A 20,943-nucleotide genomic window follows, 5' to 3' on the forward strand; every position below is an offset into this window, starting at 1 on the left:
ATGGCGAAGGTGGCACCGGAAGGGCTGATCACGGCGCTCGATATCGGGTCGTCGAAGGTTTCGGCGATGATCGCGCAAAAGGGGGATGGCGGCGAGCTGATCGTGCTGGGCACCGGCCAGCGCGAGAGCCGCGGCGTCAAGCGCGGCTATATCGCCGACATGGCGACGACCGAGGCGGCGGTACGCGAGGCGGTTGAGCAGGCCGAGCGGATCGCCGGGATCAACATCGAGAATGTCTGGGTCGGTTTCTCGGCCGGCGGGCTGGTGTCCGACGTCGCCGAGGTCGAGTTCGAACTGGGCGGCCACCGCGTCGAGCAGCAGGATATCGACGCGCTGCTCGCGGCGGGCCGCAACTCGATTGATCCGCAGGGGCGGATGGTGCTGCACGCGCAGCCTGCGCTCTACACGCTCGACGGGCTGACGGGGGTCAAGACGCCACTCGGGCTGCATGCCGACCGGCTTGGCGTGCATATCCATGTCGTCGCCGCGGACGGGTCGCCGGTGCGCAATCTCGATCTGTGCGTGCGTTCGGCGCATCTCGAGGTGAAATCGATCATCGCCTCGCCGGTGGCGACCGGGCTCGCGTGCCTCAGCGACGAGGAGCGCGAGCTGGGCGTCGCATTGGTCGAGATGGGGGCGGGGATCACCAATGTCTCGCTGTTCGCGGGCGGCATGCTCGTCGGGCTGACCTCGATCCCGATCGGTGCGCAGGACATCACCGACGACATCGCCAGCGCGTTCGGCACGCGGCGGCAGAATGCCGAGCGGATGAAGTGTTTCCACGGATCCGCCAATGCCTCCCCCCGCGACAATCACGACATGATCCCGGTCATGCCGATCTCGGCCGAGGATGGTGCGGGCGAGGGCGCGCAGATCACCAAGGCGCAGCTGATCAGCGTCATCCGCCAGCGGCTCGAACATCAGATGGGCGAGGTGCGCAATGCGCTGAGCACGCTCAAGTTCGAGGGGCCGGTGGGGCGCCAGGTCGTGCTGACCGGCGGCGGCGCGGAACTGAAGGGCATTGCCGATTATGCGCAACAGGCGCTGGGGCGGTCGGTCCGGATCGGCCGACCGCGCGGATTGACCGCTCTGCCCGAGGCGCATGGCGGACCGGCATTTGCGACGCTAGCGGGGTTGGCCTTCTATGCGGCGACCGATCCGATCGACCTGCGCGGTATTGCACCGCAGCGGACGATCGTTCACCGGCCGAAGGGAATCGGCATGGTCCGCAAGTTGATTCAGGCGGCACGCGCGAATTATTGAGAGTTTCGAAACGGCTGACGCTATTTCGGCTGGAACAGCCGGTAGCGTTGGTGCACACAGGTTAATCAGGGGCCCGGCCGTAGCGTATCACCGGGATGGGCGGAGAAGCAGGCGATGAGCATCGAATTTCTGAGTCCCGAAGTGGACGAGCTGGCCCCCCGCATCGCGGTGATCGGGGTCGGTGGCGCGGGCGGTAACGCGATCGCGAACATGATGAGGGCCGACGTCCAGGGCGTCGACTTCCTCGTCGCCAACACCGACGCGCAGGCGCTCAAGCAGTCGACCGCGCCGCAGCGGATCCAGCTGGGCACCAAGATCACGCAGGGCCTCGGTGCCGGCTCGCGTCCCGAGATCGGCCGCGCGGCCGCCGAGGAGACGATCGACCAGCTCGCCAAGATGCTCGAAGGCGCGCACATGTGCTTCATCACCGCCGGCATGGGCGGCGGCACCGGCACGGGTGCCGCCCCGGTCATCGCCAAGGCGGCGCGTGACATGGGCATCCTGACCGTCGGCGTGGTCACCAAGCCGTTCGCGTTTGAGGGCAATCGGCGCGCCAAGTCGGCGGATGGCGGCATCGAGGAACTGCAGAAGTACGTCGATACGCTGATCGTCATTCCGAACCAGAACCTGTTCCTCATCGCCAACGCGAACACGACCTTCAAGGAAGCGTTCTCGATGGCGGACGAGGTCCTCCAGCAGGGCGTCCGCAGCATCACCGACCTGATGGTCATGCCCGGCCTCATCAACCTCGACTTTGCCGACGTCCGCTCGGTGATGCAGGAAATGGGCAAGGCGATGATGGGCACCGGCGAGGCGAGCGGCGACAACCGCGCGCTCGAGGCAGCGCAGAAGGCGATCTCGAACCCGCTGCTCGACGGCGTCAGCATGCAGGGTGCCAAGGGCGTGATCATCTCGATCACCGGTGGCGACGACATGCGCCTGCTCGAGGTCGACGAAGCCGCGAATCACATTCGCGATCTGGTCGATCCCGATGCCAACATCATCTGGGGTTCGGCGTTCAACCAGGAGCTCGAGGGCAAGATCCGCGTCTCGGTCGTCGCGACCGGGATCGATGCGGACGCCAAGCCCGCCGTCGCGCCCGAACCGACGCGCTCGTTCAGCTTCGGCATGGGCCGCAAGAACGACGAATCGACGTCGTTCCGTCCGAGCGAGCCCGCGGCACCGACCGGCACGGGCGACGAGCCGCTCGACCTGTCGAGCGCGGACGCGGTACAGTCCGGCACCACCGACGAGGAACTTGTTCTGGGTCAGGACAAGATGGTCCCCGCCGCACCGGCCGCACCGCAGTCCTATGCCCCTGCGCCGACCCAGGCGGCACCTGTACCCGCCCCGGTGCAGCCGCCGGTCCAGGCTCAGCCTGCGCCGCAGCCGACCGCGCGTACGCCCCAGGCGCCTGCCTATCAGGCTCCGCCGCGCTCCTACGCGGACGATCGTTATGCCGCTCCCACGCCCGCGGCCCCGGCGCCGATGCCGGCTGCGGACGAGGGTGGTGCACGCCGTCGCTGGCTCGCTCCGGGTGCGGAAGCTGCGCCCGAGGCCGCCACACCGGCGACGCCGCGCGTCAAACTCGGCGGTACGCTGTTCGAGCGCATGTCGAATGCGGCGCGCGGCGCGGCCAAGGAAGACGGCGAGGCGGCCCCGACCGATCCGCTCGACATTCCGCGCTTCCTGCACCGCCAGAACAACCAGTAACGGCCTGCACAAAGGGGCGCGCCGGTTCGTCGCCGGCGCGCCCCGTCCTGGCGCGTAGCGCGCCGCGACATGTTGCCCGTTCTCGCGCGCTCGGGTCTAGCTACGGGCACCCATGATCTTCCCGACCCATCATCTTCTGACCGCCGCGCTCGCGCTGGTCCTGGTCACCGTACCAAGCGGCGCGCGGGCGCAGGAAGTCGTCCAGCCCTTGCCCGGAACGACCGACGCGGATCGTCTCGGCGACACGATGCGGCAGCTCGCGTCAAACCCCCGCAACGTCGATGCACTGGTCCGCGCGGGGGATCTGTCGATCGGGCTCGGTGATCTGAGCGGTGCCGCGGCACTGTTCGCGCGCGCCGAGAAGGTCGATCCGCGCAACGGCCGGGTGAAGGCCGGCATGGCCTCGATCCTGGTCCGCTCCGAGCGACCGGGCGAGGCGCTCCGCTATTTTGCGCAGGCCGAGGCGTTCGGGCTCCAGCCGCGCTATTATGCCGCGGATCGCGGGCTGGCCTATGACCTGATCGGCGAACAGGACCGGGCGCAGCGCGACTATCGTGTCGCGTTGCGCGATGCCCCCGATGACGAGACTGTCCGGCGTTATGCGCTGTCACTCGGCATATCCGGCAAGCGTGATCTGGCGCTGCAGCAGCTCGACCCGCTGGTCCTCAAGAAGGACCGCGGGGCGTGGCGCGCGCGTGCGTTCATCCTGGCGATGAACAATGACGTGCGCGGCGCAGAGACGATCGTCACGACGATGATGCCCGGGGCTGCGGCCCGCGGTCTGCAGCCCTTCTTCCAGCGTCTGCCATTGCTTGCCCCGGCAGACCGCGCCTTTGCGGTGCATTTCGGCGAAGTGCATGCGACTCCGCAGCGGATCGCCGATGCGCGGATGACGCCCGTCCTGCCGCAACTGGGTGCCGATCCGACCGCGCCGGTGATGCTCGCGGCGGCCGAGCCGCAGCTCGCACCCCAGCCGACGGGCCGTGCCAAGGCGGCCGCCGATCGATCGGCCACCCGCCGCGACAAGACCGCACGGTCGGGTCGCGTCGAAGTCGCCGCTGTGACGCCGACGCCGACCCCTGCGCCGACTCCGGCCCCAACGCCTTCGCCCGTCCGCCCGACTGCAACCGTGCAGGCGTCTGCGCCGATGGTCATGGTCCAGCCGCTGCCCAAGCCCCCGGTGGTGCTGGCATCGACGCAGGCGGTCCAGCGGCCGACCGGTCCTGCAGCCGCCACGACGCCCGCACCGTCCGCGCCTACATCGACCTTCGTCCAGCCCTTGCCGGCCCGGACGACGTCGGGTGCGGCGGCGGACGCGAATCGGGTCTCGCAGGCAAGCGTGGCGGCGTCTACTCCGACCCGCGCGCCCGATACGCCCGGTGCGCTGCCCTCTGCGATCGTCGCGCAGATGGCGGCGTTGCCGACAGCTTCGGCGACGACCGCCGGAACGACGCCGCCGGTGATGCCGCGGACCACGACGGCCCCGGTCACGGTGTCGTCGTCTGTCCCGACCACGCCAGCGGCGGCGGGTGTCGCCGCTACAACGGTCCCGGCGACGCCCGCCGCCGTCGCGCCCGGCATCGGGTCGACCCCGACGCAGGTCGCGGTCGCCGCCGCGCCTGCTCCGACCGGGCGGACCATCCCCGTCAGCGAGGATTCGATCCTCGCACGGATCATTGCCGGGCTGTCGATCCCGGCATCCGAACTCGGCGTCGCGCCGATCGCTCGGGCTGCACCCGTGGTGCCGACAACGACCGCCGGGGTCGGTGCGGGCGACGACGCTGGCGCACGGGCACTCGCCGACGCCAAGGCCAAGGCGGAGCGCGATACCGCAGCCGAGGCGGACGCGCTTGCGGCGACCCGGCTTGCCGATGCGAAGGCGGCGCGCGCGAAGCTGGCGGCGGACAAGAAGATCGCCGATCGCAAGGCGATAGCCGACAGGAAGCTCGCCGCCGAGAAGAAGGCCGCCGCCGATAAGAAGGCGATCGCCGACAAGGCCGCGGCAGAAGAGAAGCGGATCGCGCGCGCCAACCCCGAGCGCATCTGGGTCCAGGTGTCGACCGGCGCGACCGAGGGTGACCTGCCCAAGGCGTGGAAGGGCGTGAAGGCGAAGGCGCCGACCGTCGTCGGAACGCGTGGCGGCTGGACGGCGCCGTGGGGCGCGACGAACCGCGTGCTGGCGGGGCCGTTCAAGACCGCCGCGGAGGCGCGGACCTTCGTCAATGCGCTCGCCAAGGAGGGCGTCTCGACCTTCTCCTTCACCAGCGATGCCGGTCAGGTCGTCACGAAGTTGCCCGCCAAGTGAGCGCGCGTGCGCCCTGGGCTTCGGACCCGGCGCGGAGCAAAGGTCGGCTTCACGAGGAACAGAACGGGACCGTCCGCGGCCCGCGTGACGCATTCCAGCGTGATCGCGACCGGATCATCCACTCGATCAGCTTCCGCCGGCTGCGCCACAAGACACAGGTCTTCATGGCGCCCGACGGCGATCATTTTCGCGTCAGGCTGACCCATAGTCTCGAGGTCGCGCAGATCGGCCGTGCGGTCGCGCGCACGCTCGCGCTCAACGAGGATCTGACGGAGGCGCTGTGCCTGGCGCATGACATCGGCCATCCGCCCTTCGGTCATGCCGGCGAGGATGCGCTCAAGATCGCGCTGACCGGGCAGGGCGGGTTCGACCATAATGGCCACACACTGCGCACGCTCACCGAGATCGAGCGCCCCTATCCGCGCTGGAATGGGCTGAACCTGACCTGGGAAACGCTCGAAGGACTGGCCAAGCATAACGGTCCGGTGCGGCATCCCGGCTGGGCGCTGCGCACCGCGGATTCGGCCTTCGATCTTGCGCTCACGAGCTTCTCGTCGCTCGAGGCGCAGGTCGCGGCGATCGCCGACGACATCGCCTATGACAATCATGACATTGACGACGGGCTGCGCGCAGGATTGCTGACGCTCGATCAGTTGATGGCGGTCCCGCTGATCGCGCGCGGCTGGGACGATACCTGCGCGCGCTTCCCCGATGTCGAGCCCAAGCGGCTGATGGGGGAACTGGTGCGCTCGCAGATCGGCACGATGGCCAACGACCTGATCGCCGAAACGCGTCGCCGGATCGCGGCGAGCGGTGTCACCAGCGTCGAGGACGTGCGCGACGCGGGCGAATGCCTGGTGGGGTTCTCCAACTCGATGCGCGAGGAAGAGCGCGATCTGAAGCGGTTCATGTACGCGAACCTGTATCATCATCCGCGCCAGATCGCGGCGGCCGATGCCGCACACGTAATCGTGACCGGGCTGTTTGCGATCTATCGCGACGATCCCGGCACGATCCCCGAGGAATGGCGCGATCGCCTGCCCGAGGCGGACCCGGATCGCAGCCGGCACATCGCCGACTTCATCGCCGGCATGACCGATCGCTATGCCATCTCGCGCTACCGCGAGTTGGTCGGGCCGATCGATCTGCCCGAGGGGTTCTGAAGCCCGGCCGATTTCGCGGGATCAATGTCCGCGCGAAATTGGCCGAGCCGCCAGTGCCTTAGCGTGCGACGGCGGCGATACCGCCGGCCGCGCCCGATGCTTCGGTCGTCGCGAAGGCGACCGGCACGCCGCCTGCCGTACCCGACACGCGGTCGCCGCGCACGATCAGGTGAAACGCCTGGCCGGACGGGAATCGGCGGCCGTTGATGACCTGGCGGCCGTTCTCGACGCTGCTGGTGTAGACATAGGTGCTGCCTTCATACTCGAAGGACTGCTTGGCTTCCTTGGCCATGCCGATCGTCGAGGTGAGGGCGGCCGCCGCGGCGGCGAGGACGTATACGGTCTTGCGCATGATATGTGCTCCGCAGTGAAAGATCGTACCGGGCGCAATCGGGTGGTCACCCAGCTTTGATGCCCGGAAGATATTGCGGTGCAGCATAAGCAGCAATTGCAAAGGAGTCCGTCGCACTTGCACGGCGCGCACGGCAACCACTGGCGCCGCGATTGGCATAATCCTGCGACACTCCCGTGCTAGGACGAGACTGCAGGAGATGACGGATGACGCAGGCGAGCATCGCATTGAACCGGTTCGGAATTGGTGCGCGACCCGATGACGTGGTCGGTAACGGCAGGGACTGGCTATCGGCGCAGATGCCGGCGTTCGCGATCCGCCCGCCGGCGATTGCCGCCGCCCCTGACAGCGCGCGCGCCGCCGCCGATCTTGCCAGCTATCAGCGGGCGCAGCGCGCGGCTCGCGCGGCAGCACCGCCGCCGGCTGGCAGCCGCACCGCGGCCGCGACAAAGCCGGTGCGGAGCGACGCGGTGCGGGCTGCACGACAGGCGATGGGGAAGCAGGCGCGGGACGATTACGGCGCTGCGGTCGCCGCCCGGGCGATCGCCGCGCTCACCACGCAGACTCCGTTCGTCGAGCGGCTCGTGCATTTCTGGGCGAATCACTTTGCGGTGTCGGCCGACCGGCTGACGGTGGTCGGGCTGGCGGGGACGCTCGAGTTCGAGGCGATCCGGCCGCACGTGCTGGGTCGGTTCGGCGACATGCTGGCCGCGGTCGAACGGCACCCGGCGATGCTCCTCTATCTCGACCAGGCGGTGTCAGTCGGACCGGACAGCGCACTCGGCATGCGGGTCGCGGCGCGGGGCGGGCGCAAGGTCGGGCTGAACGAGAACCTCGCGCGCGAGATCCTCGAGCTGCACACACTGGGCGTGCGCACCGGCTATGGTCAGGACGACGTTACCGAACTCGCGCGGGCGATGACGGGGTGGACGGTGGCGGGCCTGGGACGTGGCGGCGGGCGGGATCAGGGCCCGGCGGGGCGGTTCCGGTTCGCGGCGGCGGTCCACGAACCCGGCGTGCGAACCGTGCTTGGCAAACGCTATGGGGAGGATGGCGAGGACCAGGCGCGGGCTGTCTTGCGCGACCTCGCGGTGAACCCGGCGACTGCGACGCATGTCGCGACCAAGCTCGCCCGGCACTTCGCCGGTGACGTGCCGCCGCCGGCAATGGTCGCGCGCTTGCGGACCGTCTTCCTCGAGACGGGCGGCGACCTGCCGAGCGTGTACCGCGCGCTGATTGCATCGCCCGAGGCCTGGATCGAGACGCCGGTGAAATTCAAGACGCCCTGGGAATGGTCGATCGCGGCGATGCGGGCGCTGGGCATGACCAGCGTTCAGCCGGGTGCGATCGCCGGCCTGCTGACGCAGCTTGGCCAGCCGGTGTGGAAGCCCGGACAGCCGGCCGGCTATGACGATATCGCCGCGAGCTGGGCGGGGCCCGATGCGATAATGCGCCGGGTCGAGGCGGCGGAGCGGTTCGCCTCGCGCGCGGGCGGGGCGATCGATGCCCGCAGACTGGCGGCGACGCTGTTCCCCGGATCAGTGAGCGCCGCCACGACCGCGGCGCTGGCGCGCGCCGAAAGCCCCGGACAGGCGCTCGCGCTGCTGCTCGTCGCACCCGAATCGATGCGGAGATAAGCCATGCTCGACCGTCGTCACGTCATCACCTCCGCCCTGCTCGGTGGCCTCGCCAGCGCCTTTGCTCCGCGCATGGCCTTTGCCCGCGCCGCCACCGCCAAGCGGTTCGTCTTCATCATCCAGCGTGGTGCGGCCGACGGGTTGGGGACGATCGGTGCGGTCGGCGACCCGGCCTTCGCGGGCGCCCGCGGCGATCTCGCCGCGGACTTCGCGTCCGGCACCAGGCTCGACGGCCTGTTCGCGTTGCATCCCGCGCTTGCGACGACCGCTGGCCTCTATGCGCGCAAGGAGGCGGTGTTCGCGCATGCGATCGCGTCCCCCTATCGCGACCGATCGCATTTCGATGGCCAGAACGTCCTCGAGACGGGCGGCGCCACGGCCTATCAGGTCAAGGACGGGTGGCTCAATCGCCTGCTCGACCTGCTGCCCGCGGACTCCGCGCGCGGCATCGCGGTCGCCGCGACCGTGCCGATGGCGCTGCGCGGTCGTCGGGAGGTTGCTTCTTATGCGCCGTCGAACCTGCCCGATGCGTCCGACGATCTGCTACAGCGCGTCGCGATGCTGTATCAGGGCGACGCGCAGCTTCATGGCCTGTGGAGCGAGGCGATGGCGACGCGAACCCTGACCAGCGACCTCGCCGCGGCGAACGGCCAGAACGCGGCAGCGACGGGCACGCTCGCCGCACGGTTGATCGCGCCGGCGAACGGCGCACGGATCGCGATGATCGAGACCGGCGGCTGGGACACGCATGCCGGCCAGCGCGGACGTCTCGCGGCTCAATTGAAGGGTCTCGATGCGATGATCGGCGCGTTGCAGACGGGGCTCGGGCCGGTCTGGGCCGAGACGATGGTGCTGGTCGCGACCGAGTTCGGGCGGACCGTCGCGGTCAACGGGACCGGCGGCACCGATCACGGGACGGGCGCATCGGCGATGGTGCTGGGCGGCGGGGTCGCGGGCGGGCGCGTGATCGCCGACTGGCCGGGGCTGGGGGCAGGGGCGCTCTACGACGGGCGCGACCTCAAACCGACCATGGCGCTCGACGCGTTCATCGGCGGTGCGGTCGCCGCGCATTTCGGCGTCGAGCCCGGCCGCGCGATGGCGACGCTGTTCCCGGCCAGCGCCCGGACCCTGGCGATCGAGGGGCTGGTCCGCACCTGACCGGGCCGGTGCGGGATGAATTGAGCCCGGCCCTGCTTTGGGCTAGAGCCCCCGCTTCCTTACGATACCGGAATTGTCATGACGCTCTATACCCGCTTCGCCGCGCATATCGATGCGGCGCTCGACACGCTGACCGAGGCGGGACTGTTGCCGGCCGGGCTCGACCGCAAAAACGTGACGGTCGAGCCGCCGCGCGATGCAAGCCACGGCGATCTCGCGACCAACGCGGCGATGGTGCTGGCCAAGCCCGCCAAGACCAACCCGCGCGTGCTGGCGGATGCGCTGGTCGTCGAACTCGGCAAGATCGAGTCCGTCGACAGCGCGAGCGTGGCGGGACCGGGCTTCATCAACATGAAGCTGACCGACGATGCCTGGCGCGGCGAGCTGGCCGCGGTGCCGGTCGCGGGCGCCGATTACGGGCGCTCGACGCTGGGCGACGGGATCACCGTCAACATCGAATATGTGTCGGCGAACCCGACCGGCCCGATGCACATGGGGCATTGCCGGGGCGCAGTGGTCGGCGACGCGCTGGCCAGCCTGCTCGAATTTGCCGGGCACCGGGTGATCCGCGAATATTATGTCAACGATGCCGGCGGCCAGGTCGACGTGCTCGCGCGGTCGGTGCACCTGCGGTACCGCGAGGCGCTGGGCGAGACGGTGACGATCCCCGAGGGCCTGTATCCCGGCGATTACCTCGTGCCGATCGGGCAGGCGCTGGCGAGCGAATATGGCGACCGGTTCGTCGGCGCGCCCGAAAGCGACTGGCTGGCGACGTTCCGGACGCGTGCGGTCGCGGCGATGATGGTGATGATCCGCGCCGATCTCGCGCTGCTCGGGATCGAGCATGAGGTATTCTCCTCGGAGGCGGAGCTGCAGGCGCTCGGCAAGCCCGAGGCGGCGGAGGCCGAGCTGCGGTCGCGTGATCTGGTCTATGACGGCGTGCTCGAGGCGCCCAAGGGCGAGATGGCGGACGACTGGGAACCGGTCGAGCTGCCGCTGTTCCGCTCGACGCAGTTCGGCGACGACCAGGATCGGCCGATCAAGAAGTCGAACGGGTCCTGGACCTATTTCGGTGCCGATCTCGCCTATCATTTCCAGAAGAGCCAGACCGCCGACCAGCTGATCGACATCTGGGGTGCGGATCACGGCGGTACGGTCAAGCGGATCGTCGCGGGTGTGGCCGCGCTGACCGGCGGCAAGACGCGGTTCGACGTGAAGCTGGTCCAGATGGTCCGGCTGCTGCGCAATGGCGAGCCGGTGAAGATGTCGAAGCGGTCGGGCAATTTCGTCACGCTCGCCGATGTCGTGAACGAGGTCGGCAAGGATGTCGTGCGCTTCACGATGCTGACGCGGCGGTCTGACGCGCAGATGGATTTCGACTTCGCCAAGGTGGTCGAGGCATCGAAGGACAATCCGGTCTTCTACGTCCAATATGCGCATGCGCGGATCGCGTCGCTGCACCGGCGCGCGGACGAGGCGGGAATCGCCGCGATCGAGGCGGACCTGTCCCGGCTTGATACGGACGAGCTCGCGCTGATGAAGCTCGCCAGCCAGTTTCCGCGAATCGTCGAAACTGCCGCCACGGCGCGCGAGCCGCACCGGATCGCGTTCTATCTCTACGACTTGGCCGCAGCGTTCCATGCGCTGTGGAATGTCGGCAACGATCGGCCCGAGCGGCGCTTCCTGGTGGTCGAGGATCCCGGCGCCACGGCGGCACGGCTTTTCTTGGCGGACGCAATCGGGCAGATCATCCGCAACGGCCTTGCCATCATGGGCGTCGAGGCGGTTTCGGAGTTGAACTGATGGCCGACGAGATGAACCTGCGCGAGGAAGATCGACTGCCCTGGCTGGAGACGATCGAGTCGGACGATCGTGACGGCCCGCCGATCGCGCGTGTCGTCGCGCTGGTCGTGCTGGGGCTGGGTCTGCTCGCGGCGATCATCTTCGGGGTCTACACGCTGCAGAACCGGGTCCCGGCCGGCGACGGCCAGCTGATCGCCGCGCCGGCGACGCCGTACAAGGTGAAGCCGGATGCGGTCGGCGGCCTGAAGGTCAATGGCGAGGGCGATAGCGCGATCGCGACCAGCGCGGGCAAGGGCGCCGGCAATGGTGCGATCGACCTGACGGGCGTGCCCGAGGCGCCGGTTGCCGGTCGCCGTGCAGTAGCGACGTCGACGGGGGCGGACGATCCCGCCGGCCGCAATGCGGTGGCGCAGGTGCCCGCATCGGGCGGCCGGTTGGTCGCGGCACCCCCGCTTCAGGCGCGGCCGGCAGCGGCGGGCCCCGTCGCGAGTGGATCGCTCGTCCAGCTCGGTGCCTTTCCGAGTACTGCGGTGGCCAATTCGGCGTGGACCAACTTCGCCAAGCGGTTCAGCTATCTCGCGCCGCTGAACAAGTTCGTTGAGCCGGTCGCACGCGGTGGCAACACGCTGTACCGGTTGCGCGTCGATGCGGGCAGCGCGAACCAGGCCGCCGATATCTGCGGACGGTTGCGTGTCGCCGGCGAAACCTGCTTCGTCGCCAGCTGATCGTCGCGCTGCGGCAGGTTGAACGTGACGACACGGGGGCGGTTCGCTAGGCGAGGCGCATGAAGCCCGTCATCTTCGGCCTGTCCGGCCCCGTGCTCACCCCGCAGGAACGCGCATTCTTTGCCGAGTGCGTGCCGGCGGGATATATCCTGTTCAAACGTAACGTCGTCGATCGTGCCCAGCTGCGCGCGCTGACGGAGTCGCTGCGCGCGCTGGCGGGGCGCGACGATCTGGCGATCCTGATCGATCAGGAGGGCGGGCGCGTCGCCCGGATGGGGCCGCCTGAATGGCCGAGCTTTCCCGCCGGACCCGTATTCGACGCGGCCTATGACCGCGCGCCGATGACCGCGATCCAGGCGGCCCGGGCGAATGCCCAGGCGCTCGGGGTGATGCTGAGCGAGGTGGGGATCACGGTCGACTGCCTGCCGCTGCTCGACGTCGCGCAACCCGACACGACCGAGGCGGTCGCCTCGCGCGCATTCGGGTCCGATCCGATGCGCGTCGCAGCGCTTGGACGCGCCACGCTGGAGGGGCTGGCCGCGGGCGGGGTCGTCGGGGTCGTCAAGCACATGCCCGGCCATGGCCGCGCGCGCGTCGATACGCATCATCACCTGCCCACCGTCACCGCCACCGATGCCGAGCTGGAGGTCGATCTTGAGCCCTTCCGCACGCTCAACCAGGCGCCGATGGGCATGACGTCGCATATCGTCTTCGACGCGTGGGACGCGGATCGCCCGGCGACACTGTCACCGGTCGTGATCGATCGGATCATCCGCGACCGCATCGGGTTCGACGGGCTGCTGATGACCGACGACATCGACATGAAGGCGCTGTCGGGCACCGCGGGCGACAAGGCGGCGGGCGCGATCGCGGCAGGATGTGACCTGGTACTCGACTGCTGGGCGCGCATGGACGAGATGGTCGAGATTGCCGGCCGGCTGGGTCCGATCTCCGCGGTGGCGCGCGCCCGTCTCGATCGCGCGATGGCGTCGGTGGGCCCCGCACAGGGACGGTTCGACGATCTGATCGCGACCCGCGATGCGCTGCTCGATCGGGCCATGCAGGACCCTGCCGGAGCCTGATCGCTTCACGAGCGGGCTGCGACGGATGCGCGGATGCTGTACGCAGCGCGGATGGACGATGCACAGCTGACGCTGGATCTGGATGGATGGGAGGGACCGCTCGACCTGCTGCTGTCGCTTGCGCGGGCGCAGCGGGTCGATCTGCGGACGATCTCGATCCTGTCGCTGGTCGAGCAGTATCTCGCTTATGTCGATGATGCGCACACGCTGAAACTGGAACTCGCCGCGGATTATCTCGTGATGGCGGCGTGGCTGGCCTATCTGAAGTCGGCGCTGCTACTGCCCCGCGATCCGTCGGTCGAGCCCGATCCGGACGACCTCGCGCGGCGGCTCCAGCACCGGCTCGAGCGGCTCGATGCGATGCGCGAGGCGGGGGCGCGGTTGATGGCATGCGACAGGACGGGGCGCGACGTGTTCGTTCGCGGCGCGCCCGAGGGGCTGCGGACGGTCCGCAAGGCGGTCTGGACGGCGGAGATCTTCGACCTGATCGCGGCCTATGGGCGTGTATCGGGGCGCACCCGGCCGGTGATGCACGTGGTGGTGGACCGCGCGGTCATGACGCTGGAGGCGGCGCTCGAGCGCGTGTCGATAATGGTCGGCGAGCGGCTCGACTGGAGCAGGATTGAGGCGTTCCTGCCTGCGTCCGCGGTCGCGCCCGGCGCGGAGCGGTTTCGTCGGTCGGCCCTGGCGTCGAGTTTCGTCGCGGCACTCGAATTGGCGCGGCAGGGGCGTGTCGAGCTGCGACAGGCGGCGCCCTTTGCCCCGCTCTATCTGCGCGCCACGCCGGCATGACGCGGCCCGATGCGCTCGTCCGCGCGGTCGAGGCGGTGCTGTTCGCCGCCGACGCCCCGCTCACGCTCGACGCGATCCGCGCGCATGTCGGGGCGATCGCGACGGCGCGCGACGTCCGCGCCGCGATCGAGGTGCTGGTCGAGGACTATGCGGGGCGCGGCTTCAATATCGTCCGGCGCGGCGATCGCTGGCAGTTCCAGACCGCGCCCGACCTTGCCCATGTGCTGCGTCGCGAATCCGAAGAGCCGCGGCGGTTGAGCCGGGCGGGGATCGAGACGCTGGCGATCATCGCCTATCACGAGCCCGTCACCCGCGCCGAGATCGAGGCGATCCGCGGCGTCCAGATCTCCAAGGGCGTGCTCGACGTGCTGATGGAGGCGGACTGGGTCCGGCCCGCGGGGCGGCGCGAGGTCCCGGGGCGACCCTTGCTCTATGCCACGACGGCCGCGTTCCTGGTGCATTTCGGGCTGAAGACCCGTCGCGACCTGCCGGGGATCGACGATCTCCGCGCTGCGGGGCTGCTCGATCCGGTCGATGTCGACGTCGAGGACCGTACAGATCGCGGCAGCCACGAAAGCACTGTGGCAAAGCGTGACGATGACGCCTAGATAGAGGTAGGTTTTCAGGAGAATTGTCATGGGCGGATTCAGCCCGATCCATCTGCTCGTTCTTGCGGTCGTCGCGATCCTCCTTCTGGGCGGCGGTCGGTTTTCCAGCCTGATGGGCGACGTTGCCAAGGGCGTTAAGAACTTTAAGAAGGGCATGGCCGAGCCTGACGACGAGACGCCGGCCAAGCCATCCGCGCGTATCGAAGCTCAGAAGACCGCCGATCCGGCCTTCGATCGCGACGGCAATCGCGTCCGCGAAGACCGCTGAGCCGCGCTTGACGTTCCCAGACTCGACGGGTCCAGATAGGCGCGCCTGAATGTTCGATATCGCTCCGTCCGAATTCCTGCTCGTGGCGTTCGTCGCGCTCGTTGTGATCGGTCCGAAGGACCTCCCCAAGGCGATGCGCGTCGTCGGCTATTGGGTCGGCAAGGCGCGCGGCGTCGCGCGCCAATTCCGGTCGGGCTTCGACTCGATGGTCCGCGAGGCGGAGCTCGAGGAAATGGAAAAGCGCTGGGCGTCGGAGAATGAGCGGATCATGCGGGAGCACCCGCCGACCGACACCGCGCAGATCGTCCATTCGCCCGAACCCGACATCCATCACGATCTGCCGTCGTCCGAACCCGTGATGGTCGAGAAGCCCGTCGTGCTCCCGGCATCCGGGTCCTCGGGTGATAAGCCGGCGCCGGCCGGCCTCGATATCGAAGCGCCGGCCCCGGATCACCGGGACAGCGTCGACGCGACACCCGGGCAGGATCGACACGAACACGCCGTACCGGCTGCCACGCCGTCCGACGCGCGGACGGGCAAGTCCGACGTAGCGTCGTCGTGACCGATTTCCAGACTGCCGAGAGCATAGCGTCATGAGTGAGATCGACGAGAGCCGGGCCCCCTTGCTCGACCATCTGATCGAGTTGCGGCGGCGGCTGCTCTACTGCATCGCCGCGCTGGTCGTGACGTTCGCCGTGGCGATGTATTTTGCCGAGGATATCTTCGGCTTTCTCGTCCACCCGCTGCTCGCGGCGGGGCAGGACACGGTGATCTACACCGAAGTGTTCGAGGCGTTCTTCGTCCAGGTGAAGGTCGCGTTCTTCGCGGCGATGATGCTGTCCTTCCCGGTCATCGCCAACCAGCTGTGGCAGTTCGTCGCCCCCGGCCTGTACAAGAAGGAGAAGAACGCGCTCCTGCCGTTCATTCTCGCCACCCCCGTCCTGTTCCTCACAGGCGCGGCCATGGCCTATTATGTCGCGATCCCGATGGCGCTCCACTTCCTGCTGGGATTCGACGGCGTGGTCGGCGGCGTGAAGCGAGAGGCGCTGCCGGCGATCGGCAACTACCTGTCGTTCACGATGCAGTTCCTGTTCGGCTTCGGGATCGCTTTCCTGCTGCCCGTGCTGCTGATGCTGCTCGAGCGCGCCGGGATCGTCACGCGCAAGCAGCTCGTCGGCGCGCGGCGCTACGCCATCGTTGCGGCGTTTGCGATTGCTGCGGTCCTGACGCCCCCGGATATCGGGTCGCAGCTGCTGCTCGCGATCCCGCTGACGATCCTTTACGAATTCGCGCTGATCGGCATCTGGTTCACCGAGCGCAGCCGGGCAAAGGCCAAGGCGCAGGATGAGACGTCGGACTCCACCGATATCGCCGAAACGCACTGAGCGAACGGCGCCAGACGTAAAAACGGGGCCCGGTGCAGCTGCACCGGGCCCCGTTTTCGTATCTCAAGCGCAAAGGCTTACTTGGCGTCGCTCGCGGTCTTCGCCACGGTGCGGCCGGCCGAGCTCACGTCCTTGCCGGCGCCTTCGACGGTGTTGCATGCCGACACGATGAGCGCGCTGGCCACAACGGCCAATCCAACCAACTTACGCATAATACTTCCTCCTAGAAGGGCTTGAATGCCACCGAGGGGAGAAATGTACGGGCGCGGGTTTCGTTCCGTTGGTGCAACCAGGCACGCGTCTGATTTGGAATGATAAAGGCCCGGAAGCGTCACCGGGGGGGGGAGGGTGATGCTTCCGGGCCTGTCACTTGGATAGCGAGAGCGGGGGGGCATAAAGTCGCTATCCGAACTATAGAACGGCGATCGGGAAAGGTGGTTCCTGCCGTTTTCAAGTTTTTTTCGACGAGGTGTTTTGTCGTGCTCAATCGCGCCCGATGACGGCAAAGGCGATCTCATACGCGCCGACCAGCGGGTCATGATGGAGCGCCGAGCGCAACTGGCGCGAAAGGCCTTCCATTACACGGCCATAGCGCGTTGCTGCCTCGCGCAACGCGTCGCTCTCGATCAGCGCCCGCGAGACGACACGGAGCACAGCGCGATCGGGCGTGGCACCGGGCTGGATCGACACGCGGATCTGTGCCGAGGGATCGCAGGTCATCGCCAGCTCGATCGTCTCGGTCGCAAGGAACGCGACCGCGACGGCGACGTCCTGATTGACGAGGAACGGAGCGACGTCGAGCGTGATGCCCAGACCGTGCGAGCGATCGGGGGCAGTGGCGCGGATGTTGGCGGACAGCTCGCCGAGCATCGTGCGCATGTTGAGCCCGCGATTTTCCTCGAGCTCGGCGAAGTGATTGCGGTGAACGACCGCCAGCGCGTCGACCCGGCGCTGGATTGATGAATAGGCCTCGGTCGCGTCGGCGCTGCGTGCACTGCGGGCGTGGAAGTTGATCAGGCTGGAGATCACCTGCAGGTTGTTCTTCACCCGGTGATGCACTTCGCGCGTCAGCTTGGTCTGTCGCACGAGCCCGGCCGCCAGGCCCGCTTCGTGCGCCGCCACGGTCCGGCTGATGACCTGGAACGTATCGCCGAGCTCGCGGATCTCCTGCGCGGGTATGGTGCGGACGGTGCCGGTATCAATGACCTCGCCCGGCGTGAACGCAGCGACCGCGGCGCGCAATTGCCGCAAGGGACGGATCAGCAGGCGGTCGACGACGAACCACCCGATCCCCGCTGCCGCCGCCCACATCAGCAGCGGCAGCAGCAGCGCGATGATCAGCGACGAGGTAATTGGTGCGCTGCGGATGCTGGTGCGCAGCGCAAGGCCCGCGACGCCAAGGTCCGTACGCATCGTCTCCAGCCGGTCGAGCGGTGCCTCGTCGTCGATCGATTCGAGGAGCAGCGCGTCCTGTCCGAGCATCAGCGCACTGTTGAATTCCAGGGTCTGGTTGGACGGCCGGCCGATCCGTTCGATGAAGGGTTGTGGGAAATAGGCGCGTGCCGACGTCTCGCCGCCGGGGCCGGTGATCGCGAGGACCAGGCCGCGGTTCGGGACGATCGCGGCGGCAACGGGATTGCTGGTCGAATCCAGCGTGACGGCTTCGGGCAGCGCGCGCCCGCACAACACGCGGCCGGCGCGGTCGGTGATGACAAATCGCGTACCCGAGGAGGCCTGCTGCGCGAACACGCCCTGTGCGCGGGCGCAGCTCGGCGCATCGGCCGGGTCGAAGCCCAGCGCGTTCACCGCGACGCGCAACGCGGTCATGTCGCCGATCAGTTCGATGGCGATCGATCGTGCGCTTTCTGCCGCAGCGACCCGCAACCGTGCACGGGCTTCCGCATCGGCGACACGCGTCGTTTGCAGGGTCGCGAAGATCGCGATCAGCGCGAGCGGCAGAAGCGCTGCACTGAGGATGAGGAAAAGCTTGGCACCGGTGGGGAGCCGCCCGATCGCGGTGGCGATCGGCGACGGTGGACGAGCCGCCGTCGCATTGGCGTCAACAGAGCTGGTGTCGATCGGGGTCTCCGTGGAGCCCGGGGCGGCAGGTGACGGGGTGCCGGATTTGCTCACGGAACCGGTTGGCGAGGCCATGCGGCCCGCCCTCAGTCCAGCTTGCCGAGCAGCGCCAGAAACTCGTCAGGAACGGCTTCCTCGACGGTCTGCTGATAGACCGACCGCAATGCCGTTCCCATCTGCCGATCGCGGGCCGTGTCGCGCGGCTTGCCTGTGCCCTTGCCGGCGGGAGTGCCGGCGGGAGTTTCGTTCTGCGTGTCGTGGCCCAAACTCAAAATTTCCCCCTGCACGACGCACGTAAGATGATGTTTACCATAGGCCGCGGGCGGCACATGACACAGCTAGACCTGCGTCATACACTCGCGGTGATTGTCCGTGAAACCAAATAGCCTCTCGTTAGTTCCCTGTTCGAGCGAAAAATCGATATTGTCGTGGGCGTCGGGCCAAAAGGTTCCGAGGGTCTGGCAATCGGTCGGTCGCGTCATATTCTAGTATCGCCGTCCTCACCGGGCCGGCGTAACGATCAGGGAGTTACCAATACCCATGTCGCTTGGACAGCAACTCGCACCGCATCTTCCCTTTCTGCGGCGCTACGGCCGGGCCCTGACCGGCAGCCAGAGTCATGGCGACAAATATGTTCGCGCGACGCTCGAGGCGATCGTCGCGGCGCCCGATGAATTCCCGAAGGACGTCGATCCGCGTCTCGGTCTTTATCGGATGTTCCAGGCGATCTGGTCGTCGGCGAATTATGACGAGATGGGCGATGAGGGTGTCGGCGACACCGACGGCCACGCCGCAGTTGCTCGCGCACGTATGTCGCGGATGACGCCGCTGTCGCGTCAGGCGCTGTTGCTGACCGCGATGGAGGGTTTCACGCCCGAAGACGCGGCCTATCTGATCGACGTCGATGCGAACGAGGTCGACGAGCTCGTCGCCGCGGCACTGGCGGAAATCGAAGGTCAGACCCGCGCGCGCGTCCTTATCATCGAGGACGAGCCGATCATCGCGATGGATATCGAGACGATCGTGCGCGACCTGGGTCACGACGTGACCGGTGTTGCGGTGACCCGCGACGAGGCCGTGGCCCTCGCGATGGAAGAGCGTCCGGGTCTCGTGCTCGCCGATATTCAGCTGGCTGACGACAGTTCGGGTATCGACGCGGTCAAGGACATCCTTGCCGAATTCGAGGTTCCCGTGATCTTCATCACCGCGTTCCCCGAACGTCTCCTGACCGGTGAGCGTCCCGAGCCGACCTTCCTGATCACCAAGCCGTTCCAGCGTTCGACAGTGAAGGCGGCAATCAGCCAGGCACTGTTCTTCGATCAGACGACCGTTCCGGGCGCCTGATGCGCCGCTAGACTTGGGCCGGGGTTGCCGTCGACGATATCGTCAGCAACCCCGGCATCAAGTTTTTGATAGTTACGGACCCAAAACGGCGTTCGGGGGTTTCAGTCTTATGGTTGACCCAAAAGAGCAGATCCACGTCGCCGGCGAAGACGCCCGCGCCGGCGCAACACCGCATATGACCCGCTATATCCTTGTGATATCACTGGTCCTGGTTATCGCCATTTTTGCATTTCTCGTCATTCGATAGCATATGCGTGGCGTGGCGGACCGGTTGATGCCGATCCGTATGCTCAAGATCGCCGTCCTCTGGGCGGCGGTCGTCATTCGGGAACGATCGGAATTTCATGGTACAGCCCGCCCAGCGTGACGACGAAGTCGACGGCGCCGAGCCTCAGGTCGCGCCCGTTGAGCACGTCTCGCTTTCCGATGCCGAGTTCAAGGTCCAGCTTGCCCAGGTGATTCCGCACCTCCGTGCGTTCGGGCGTTCGCTGTCTGGCAGCCGCGACCTTGCGGACGACCTGGTGCAGGAGACGCTGCTGAAGGCGTGGGCCGCACGGCTGCGCTTCCAGGCCGGTACGAACATGCGCGCCTGGACGTTCATCATCCTGCGCAACCTCTATCTGTCACAGATGCGCCGCGCTCGCTTCAAGGGTGAGTGGGACGATCTGGTGGCGGATCGTATCCTTGCGGCACCCGCGAGCCAGGACCGGCATGTCGAGCTGGGCGATATGCAGCGCGCATTGATGCATCTGCCGCAGCCGCAACGCGAGGCGTTGATCCTCGTCGGCGCGGGCGGGTTCGCGTATGAAGAGGCAGCGGAGATCTGCAACGTGGCGGTCGGCACGATCAAGAGCCGTGTCGCGCGTGGCCGTGTCGCGCTCGAAACCATTCTGACGGATGGATCGCTGCCGTCGCGCCGTGATCATGAAACCGATACGACCAAGACAGCACTCGATTCGATCATGGGTGATGTCGAGGAACTGAGCCGCGGGCGTTGAAATAGACGTCTGCCGCGGCTGGCGTTTGGATCAGTGCGGTCGTGGCGACATGGTGTCGAGTTCACGCAACAAAGACATGAACTCGTCGGGCATTCCGGAGTCGCGATCGAACGCACCGCGCAGCGACTGTCCGATCGCATCCGTCTTGCGAGGCGCGCGAACGACCAGATGATCGGTCTGGTCACGGCGAATAGTCGGGTGCAGATGGGTCATGCAGGGTCAACGAGCCTCAAGAGCTTTTGTTGCTACCCTGGCTTGACTTTATAAA

Annotated in this window: 21 protein-coding genes; 16 read left to right on the forward strand and 5 right to left on the reverse strand. The window is 67.7% G+C overall.

Annotation, left to right across the window (positions count from 1 at the left end):
- The 4 genes from ftsA (at window position 1) to ASE89_RS17330 (ending at window position 6,444) form a co-directional block, all read left to right on the forward strand.
- Entirely contained in the window at window positions 1–1,263 is a 1,263-nt protein-coding gene (gene ftsA, locus ASE89_RS17315) for a cell division protein FtsA (protein WP_031393123.1), read from the forward strand.
- A gap of 114 nt (window positions 1,264–1,377) precedes the next feature.
- The gene (gene ftsZ, locus ASE89_RS17320) at window positions 1,378–2,976 is read left to right on the forward strand and encodes a cell division protein FtsZ (protein WP_056680185.1); all 1,599 of its coding nucleotides are present in this window, start codon (window positions 1,378–1,380) and stop codon (window positions 2,974–2,976) included.
- Window positions 2,977–3,088: 112 nt separating this feature from the next.
- On the forward strand, window positions 3,089–5,281 hold the full coding sequence (locus ASE89_RS17325) for a tetratricopeptide repeat protein (RefSeq protein ID WP_056680188.1): 2,193 nt from the start codon (window positions 3,089–3,091) through the stop codon (window positions 5,279–5,281).
- Window positions 5,278–6,444 carry a deoxyguanosinetriphosphate triphosphohydrolase gene (locus ASE89_RS17330; protein ID WP_056680191.1) on the forward strand — a complete coding sequence of 389 codons (1,167 nt, stop codon included), beginning with the start codon at window positions 5,278–5,280 and terminating at the stop codon, window positions 6,442–6,444. The genes ASE89_RS17325 and ASE89_RS17330 overlap by 4 nt, the downstream gene beginning before the upstream one ends.
- 58 nt (window positions 6,445–6,502) lie before the next feature.
- Here the strand turns inward: ASE89_RS17330 and ASE89_RS17335 are convergent, their stop codons facing one another.
- Window positions 6,503–6,796, reverse strand: coding sequence for a hypothetical protein (locus ASE89_RS17335; protein ID WP_037531548.1), 294 nt, complete (start codon window positions 6,794–6,796; stop codon window positions 6,503–6,505).
- Between the two features lie 206 nt (window positions 6,797–7,002).
- Between ASE89_RS17335 and ASE89_RS17340 the strand changes: the two genes are divergently transcribed.
- The 10 genes from ASE89_RS17340 to tatC all read left to right on the forward strand — a co-directional run bounded on the left by ASE89_RS17340 (window position 7,003) and on the right by tatC (window position 16,254).
- Window positions 7,003–8,433, forward strand: coding sequence for a DUF1800 domain-containing protein (locus ASE89_RS17340; protein WP_192003099.1), 1,431 nt, complete (start codon window positions 7,003–7,005; stop codon window positions 8,431–8,433).
- Between the two features lie 3 nt (window positions 8,434–8,436).
- Window positions 8,437–9,591: a DUF1501 domain-containing protein gene (locus ASE89_RS17345; protein ID WP_056680194.1), complete on the forward strand. Its 1,155-nt coding sequence runs from the start codon at window positions 8,437–8,439 to the stop codon at window positions 9,589–9,591.
- Between the two features lie 78 nt (window positions 9,592–9,669).
- Window positions 9,670–11,394, forward strand: a complete 1,725-nt coding sequence (gene argS / locus ASE89_RS17350) for an arginine--tRNA ligase (RefSeq protein ID WP_056680197.1) — start codon at window positions 9,670–9,672, stop codon at window positions 11,392–11,394.
- Complete coding sequence (locus ASE89_RS17355) at window positions 11,394–12,119, forward strand: SPOR domain-containing protein (protein ID WP_056680200.1); 726 nt, start codon at window positions 11,394–11,396, stop codon at window positions 12,117–12,119. Before argS ends, ASE89_RS17355 begins: the two co-directional genes overlap by 1 nt.
- 59 nt (window positions 12,120–12,178) lie before the next feature.
- A complete protein-coding gene (locus tag ASE89_RS17360) occupies window positions 12,179–13,201 on the forward strand; it encodes a glycoside hydrolase family 3 N-terminal domain-containing protein (protein WP_056680203.1) in 1,023 nt (340 codons plus the stop codon).
- Between the two features lie 33 nt (window positions 13,202–13,234).
- On the forward strand, window positions 13,235–13,993 hold the full coding sequence (locus tag ASE89_RS17365) for a segregation and condensation protein A (protein ID WP_236701851.1): 759 nt from the start codon (window positions 13,235–13,237) through the stop codon (window positions 13,991–13,993).
- On the forward strand, window positions 13,990–14,601 hold the full coding sequence (scpB, locus tag ASE89_RS17370; protein ID WP_056680208.1) for an SMC-Scp complex subunit ScpB: 612 nt from the start codon (window positions 13,990–13,992) through the stop codon (window positions 14,599–14,601). The genes ASE89_RS17365 and scpB overlap by 4 nt, the downstream gene beginning before the upstream one ends.
- A gap of 28 nt (window positions 14,602–14,629) precedes the next feature.
- Window positions 14,630–14,869 carry a twin-arginine translocase TatA/TatE family subunit gene (locus ASE89_RS17375; protein ID WP_031394888.1) on the forward strand — a complete coding sequence of 80 codons (240 nt, stop codon included), beginning with the start codon at window positions 14,630–14,632 and terminating at the stop codon, window positions 14,867–14,869.
- Window positions 14,870–14,918: 49 nt separating this feature from the next.
- Window positions 14,919–15,431 carry a Sec-independent protein translocase protein TatB gene (tatB, locus tag ASE89_RS20045; RefSeq protein ID WP_082451665.1) on the forward strand — a complete coding sequence of 171 codons (513 nt, stop codon included), beginning with the start codon at window positions 14,919–14,921 and terminating at the stop codon, window positions 15,429–15,431.
- Between the two features lie 31 nt (window positions 15,432–15,462).
- On the forward strand, window positions 15,463–16,254 hold the full coding sequence (gene tatC / locus ASE89_RS17385; RefSeq protein WP_031394886.1) for a twin-arginine translocase subunit TatC: 792 nt from the start codon (window positions 15,463–15,465) through the stop codon (window positions 16,252–16,254).
- Between the two features lie 77 nt (window positions 16,255–16,331).
- On the opposite strand, the gene ASE89_RS17390 is transcribed toward tatC, so the two are convergent.
- The 3 genes from ASE89_RS17390 to ASE89_RS21325 form a co-directional block, all read right to left on the reverse strand.
- Entirely contained in the window at window positions 16,332–16,466 is a 135-nt protein-coding gene (locus tag ASE89_RS17390) for an entericidin A/B family lipoprotein (protein ID WP_031394885.1), read from the reverse strand.
- A gap of 271 nt (window positions 16,467–16,737) precedes the next feature.
- Entirely contained in the window at window positions 16,738–18,408 is a 1,671-nt protein-coding gene (locus ASE89_RS17395) for a sensor histidine kinase (RefSeq protein ID WP_082451667.1), read from the reverse strand.
- Window positions 18,409–18,419: 11 nt separating this feature from the next.
- The gene (locus tag ASE89_RS21325; RefSeq protein ID WP_037529649.1) at window positions 18,420–18,599 is read right to left on the reverse strand and encodes a NepR family anti-sigma factor; all 180 of its coding nucleotides are present in this window, start codon (window positions 18,597–18,599) and stop codon (window positions 18,420–18,422) included.
- A gap of 274 nt (window positions 18,600–18,873) precedes the next feature.
- On the opposite strand from ASE89_RS21325, the gene ASE89_RS17405 reads away from it, so the two are divergent.
- The gene (locus ASE89_RS17405) at window positions 18,874–19,677 is read left to right on the forward strand and encodes a response regulator (protein ID WP_031439351.1); all 804 of its coding nucleotides are present in this window, start codon (window positions 18,874–18,876) and stop codon (window positions 19,675–19,677) included.
- A gap of 344 nt (window positions 19,678–20,021) precedes the next feature.
- Window positions 20,022–20,675, forward strand: a complete 654-nt coding sequence (locus ASE89_RS17415) for a sigma-70 family RNA polymerase sigma factor (protein ID WP_031439350.1) — start codon at window positions 20,022–20,024, stop codon at window positions 20,673–20,675.
- Between the two features lie 30 nt (window positions 20,676–20,705).
- On the opposite strand, the gene ASE89_RS17420 is transcribed toward ASE89_RS17415, so the two are convergent.
- Complete coding sequence (locus ASE89_RS17420; RefSeq protein WP_031439349.1) at window positions 20,706–20,888, reverse strand: hypothetical protein; 183 nt, start codon at window positions 20,886–20,888, stop codon at window positions 20,706–20,708.
- Between the last annotated feature and the right edge of the window lie 55 nt (window positions 20,889–20,943).

Origin of the sequence: Sphingomonas sp. Leaf30, from assembly GCF_001422525.1 — a bacterium.
GTDB classification, from domain to species: Bacteria; Pseudomonadota; Alphaproteobacteria; order Sphingomonadales; family Sphingomonadaceae; genus Sphingomonas; species Sphingomonas aerolata.

What these genes read in the sequence shown, in the direction of transcription:
- ftsA (WP_031393123.1), top strand. Translation starts at nt 1, where the DNA reads ATGGCGAAGGTGGCACCGGAAGGGCTGATCACGGCGCTCGATATCGGG.
- ftsZ (WP_056680185.1), top strand. Translation starts at nt 1,378, where the DNA reads ATGAGCATCGAATTTCTGAGTCCCGAAGTGGACGAGCTGGCCCCCCGC.
- ASE89_RS17325 (WP_056680188.1), top strand. Translation starts at nt 3,089, where the DNA reads ATGATCTTCCCGACCCATCATCTTCTGACCGCCGCGCTCGCGCTGGTC.
- ASE89_RS17335 (WP_037531548.1), bottom strand. Translation starts at nt 6,796, where the DNA reads ATGCGCAAGACCGTATACGTCCTCGCCGCCGCGGCGGCCGCCCTCACC.
- ASE89_RS17340 (WP_192003099.1), top strand. Translation starts at nt 7,003, where the DNA reads ATGACGCAGGCGAGCATCGCATTGAACCGGTTCGGAATTGGTGCGCGA.
- ASE89_RS17345 (WP_056680194.1), top strand. Translation starts at nt 8,437, where the DNA reads ATGCTCGACCGTCGTCACGTCATCACCTCCGCCCTGCTCGGTGGCCTC.
- argS (WP_056680197.1), top strand. Translation starts at nt 9,670, where the DNA reads ATGACGCTCTATACCCGCTTCGCCGCGCATATCGATGCGGCGCTCGAC.
- ASE89_RS17355 (WP_056680200.1), top strand. Translation starts at nt 11,394, where the DNA reads ATGGCCGACGAGATGAACCTGCGCGAGGAAGATCGACTGCCCTGGCTG.
- ASE89_RS17360 (WP_056680203.1), top strand. Translation starts at nt 12,179, where the DNA reads ATGAAGCCCGTCATCTTCGGCCTGTCCGGCCCCGTGCTCACCCCGCAG.
- ASE89_RS17365 (WP_236701851.1), top strand. Translation starts at nt 13,235, where the DNA reads ATGCTGTACGCAGCGCGGATGGACGATGCACAGCTGACGCTGGATCTG.
- scpB (WP_056680208.1), top strand. Translation starts at nt 13,990, where the DNA reads ATGACGCGGCCCGATGCGCTCGTCCGCGCGGTCGAGGCGGTGCTGTTC.
- ASE89_RS17375 (WP_031394888.1), top strand. Translation starts at nt 14,630, where the DNA reads ATGGGCGGATTCAGCCCGATCCATCTGCTCGTTCTTGCGGTCGTCGCG.
- tatB (WP_082451665.1), top strand. Translation starts at nt 14,919, where the DNA reads ATGTTCGATATCGCTCCGTCCGAATTCCTGCTCGTGGCGTTCGTCGCG.
- tatC (WP_031394886.1), top strand. Translation starts at nt 15,463, where the DNA reads ATGAGTGAGATCGACGAGAGCCGGGCCCCCTTGCTCGACCATCTGATC.
- ASE89_RS17390 (WP_031394885.1), bottom strand. Translation starts at nt 16,466, where the DNA reads ATGCGTAAGTTGGTTGGATTGGCCGTTGTGGCCAGCGCGCTCATCGTG.
- ASE89_RS17395 (WP_082451667.1), bottom strand. Translation starts at nt 18,408, where the DNA reads ATGGCCTCGCCAACCGGTTCCGTGAGCAAATCCGGCACCCCGTCACCT.
- ASE89_RS17405 (WP_031439351.1), top strand. Translation starts at nt 18,874, where the DNA reads ATGTCGCTTGGACAGCAACTCGCACCGCATCTTCCCTTTCTGCGGCGC.
- ASE89_RS17415 (WP_031439350.1), top strand. Translation starts at nt 20,022, where the DNA reads ATGGTACAGCCCGCCCAGCGTGACGACGAAGTCGACGGCGCCGAGCCT.
- ASE89_RS17420 (WP_031439349.1), bottom strand. Translation starts at nt 20,888, where the DNA reads ATGACCCATCTGCACCCGACTATTCGCCGTGACCAGACCGATCATCTG.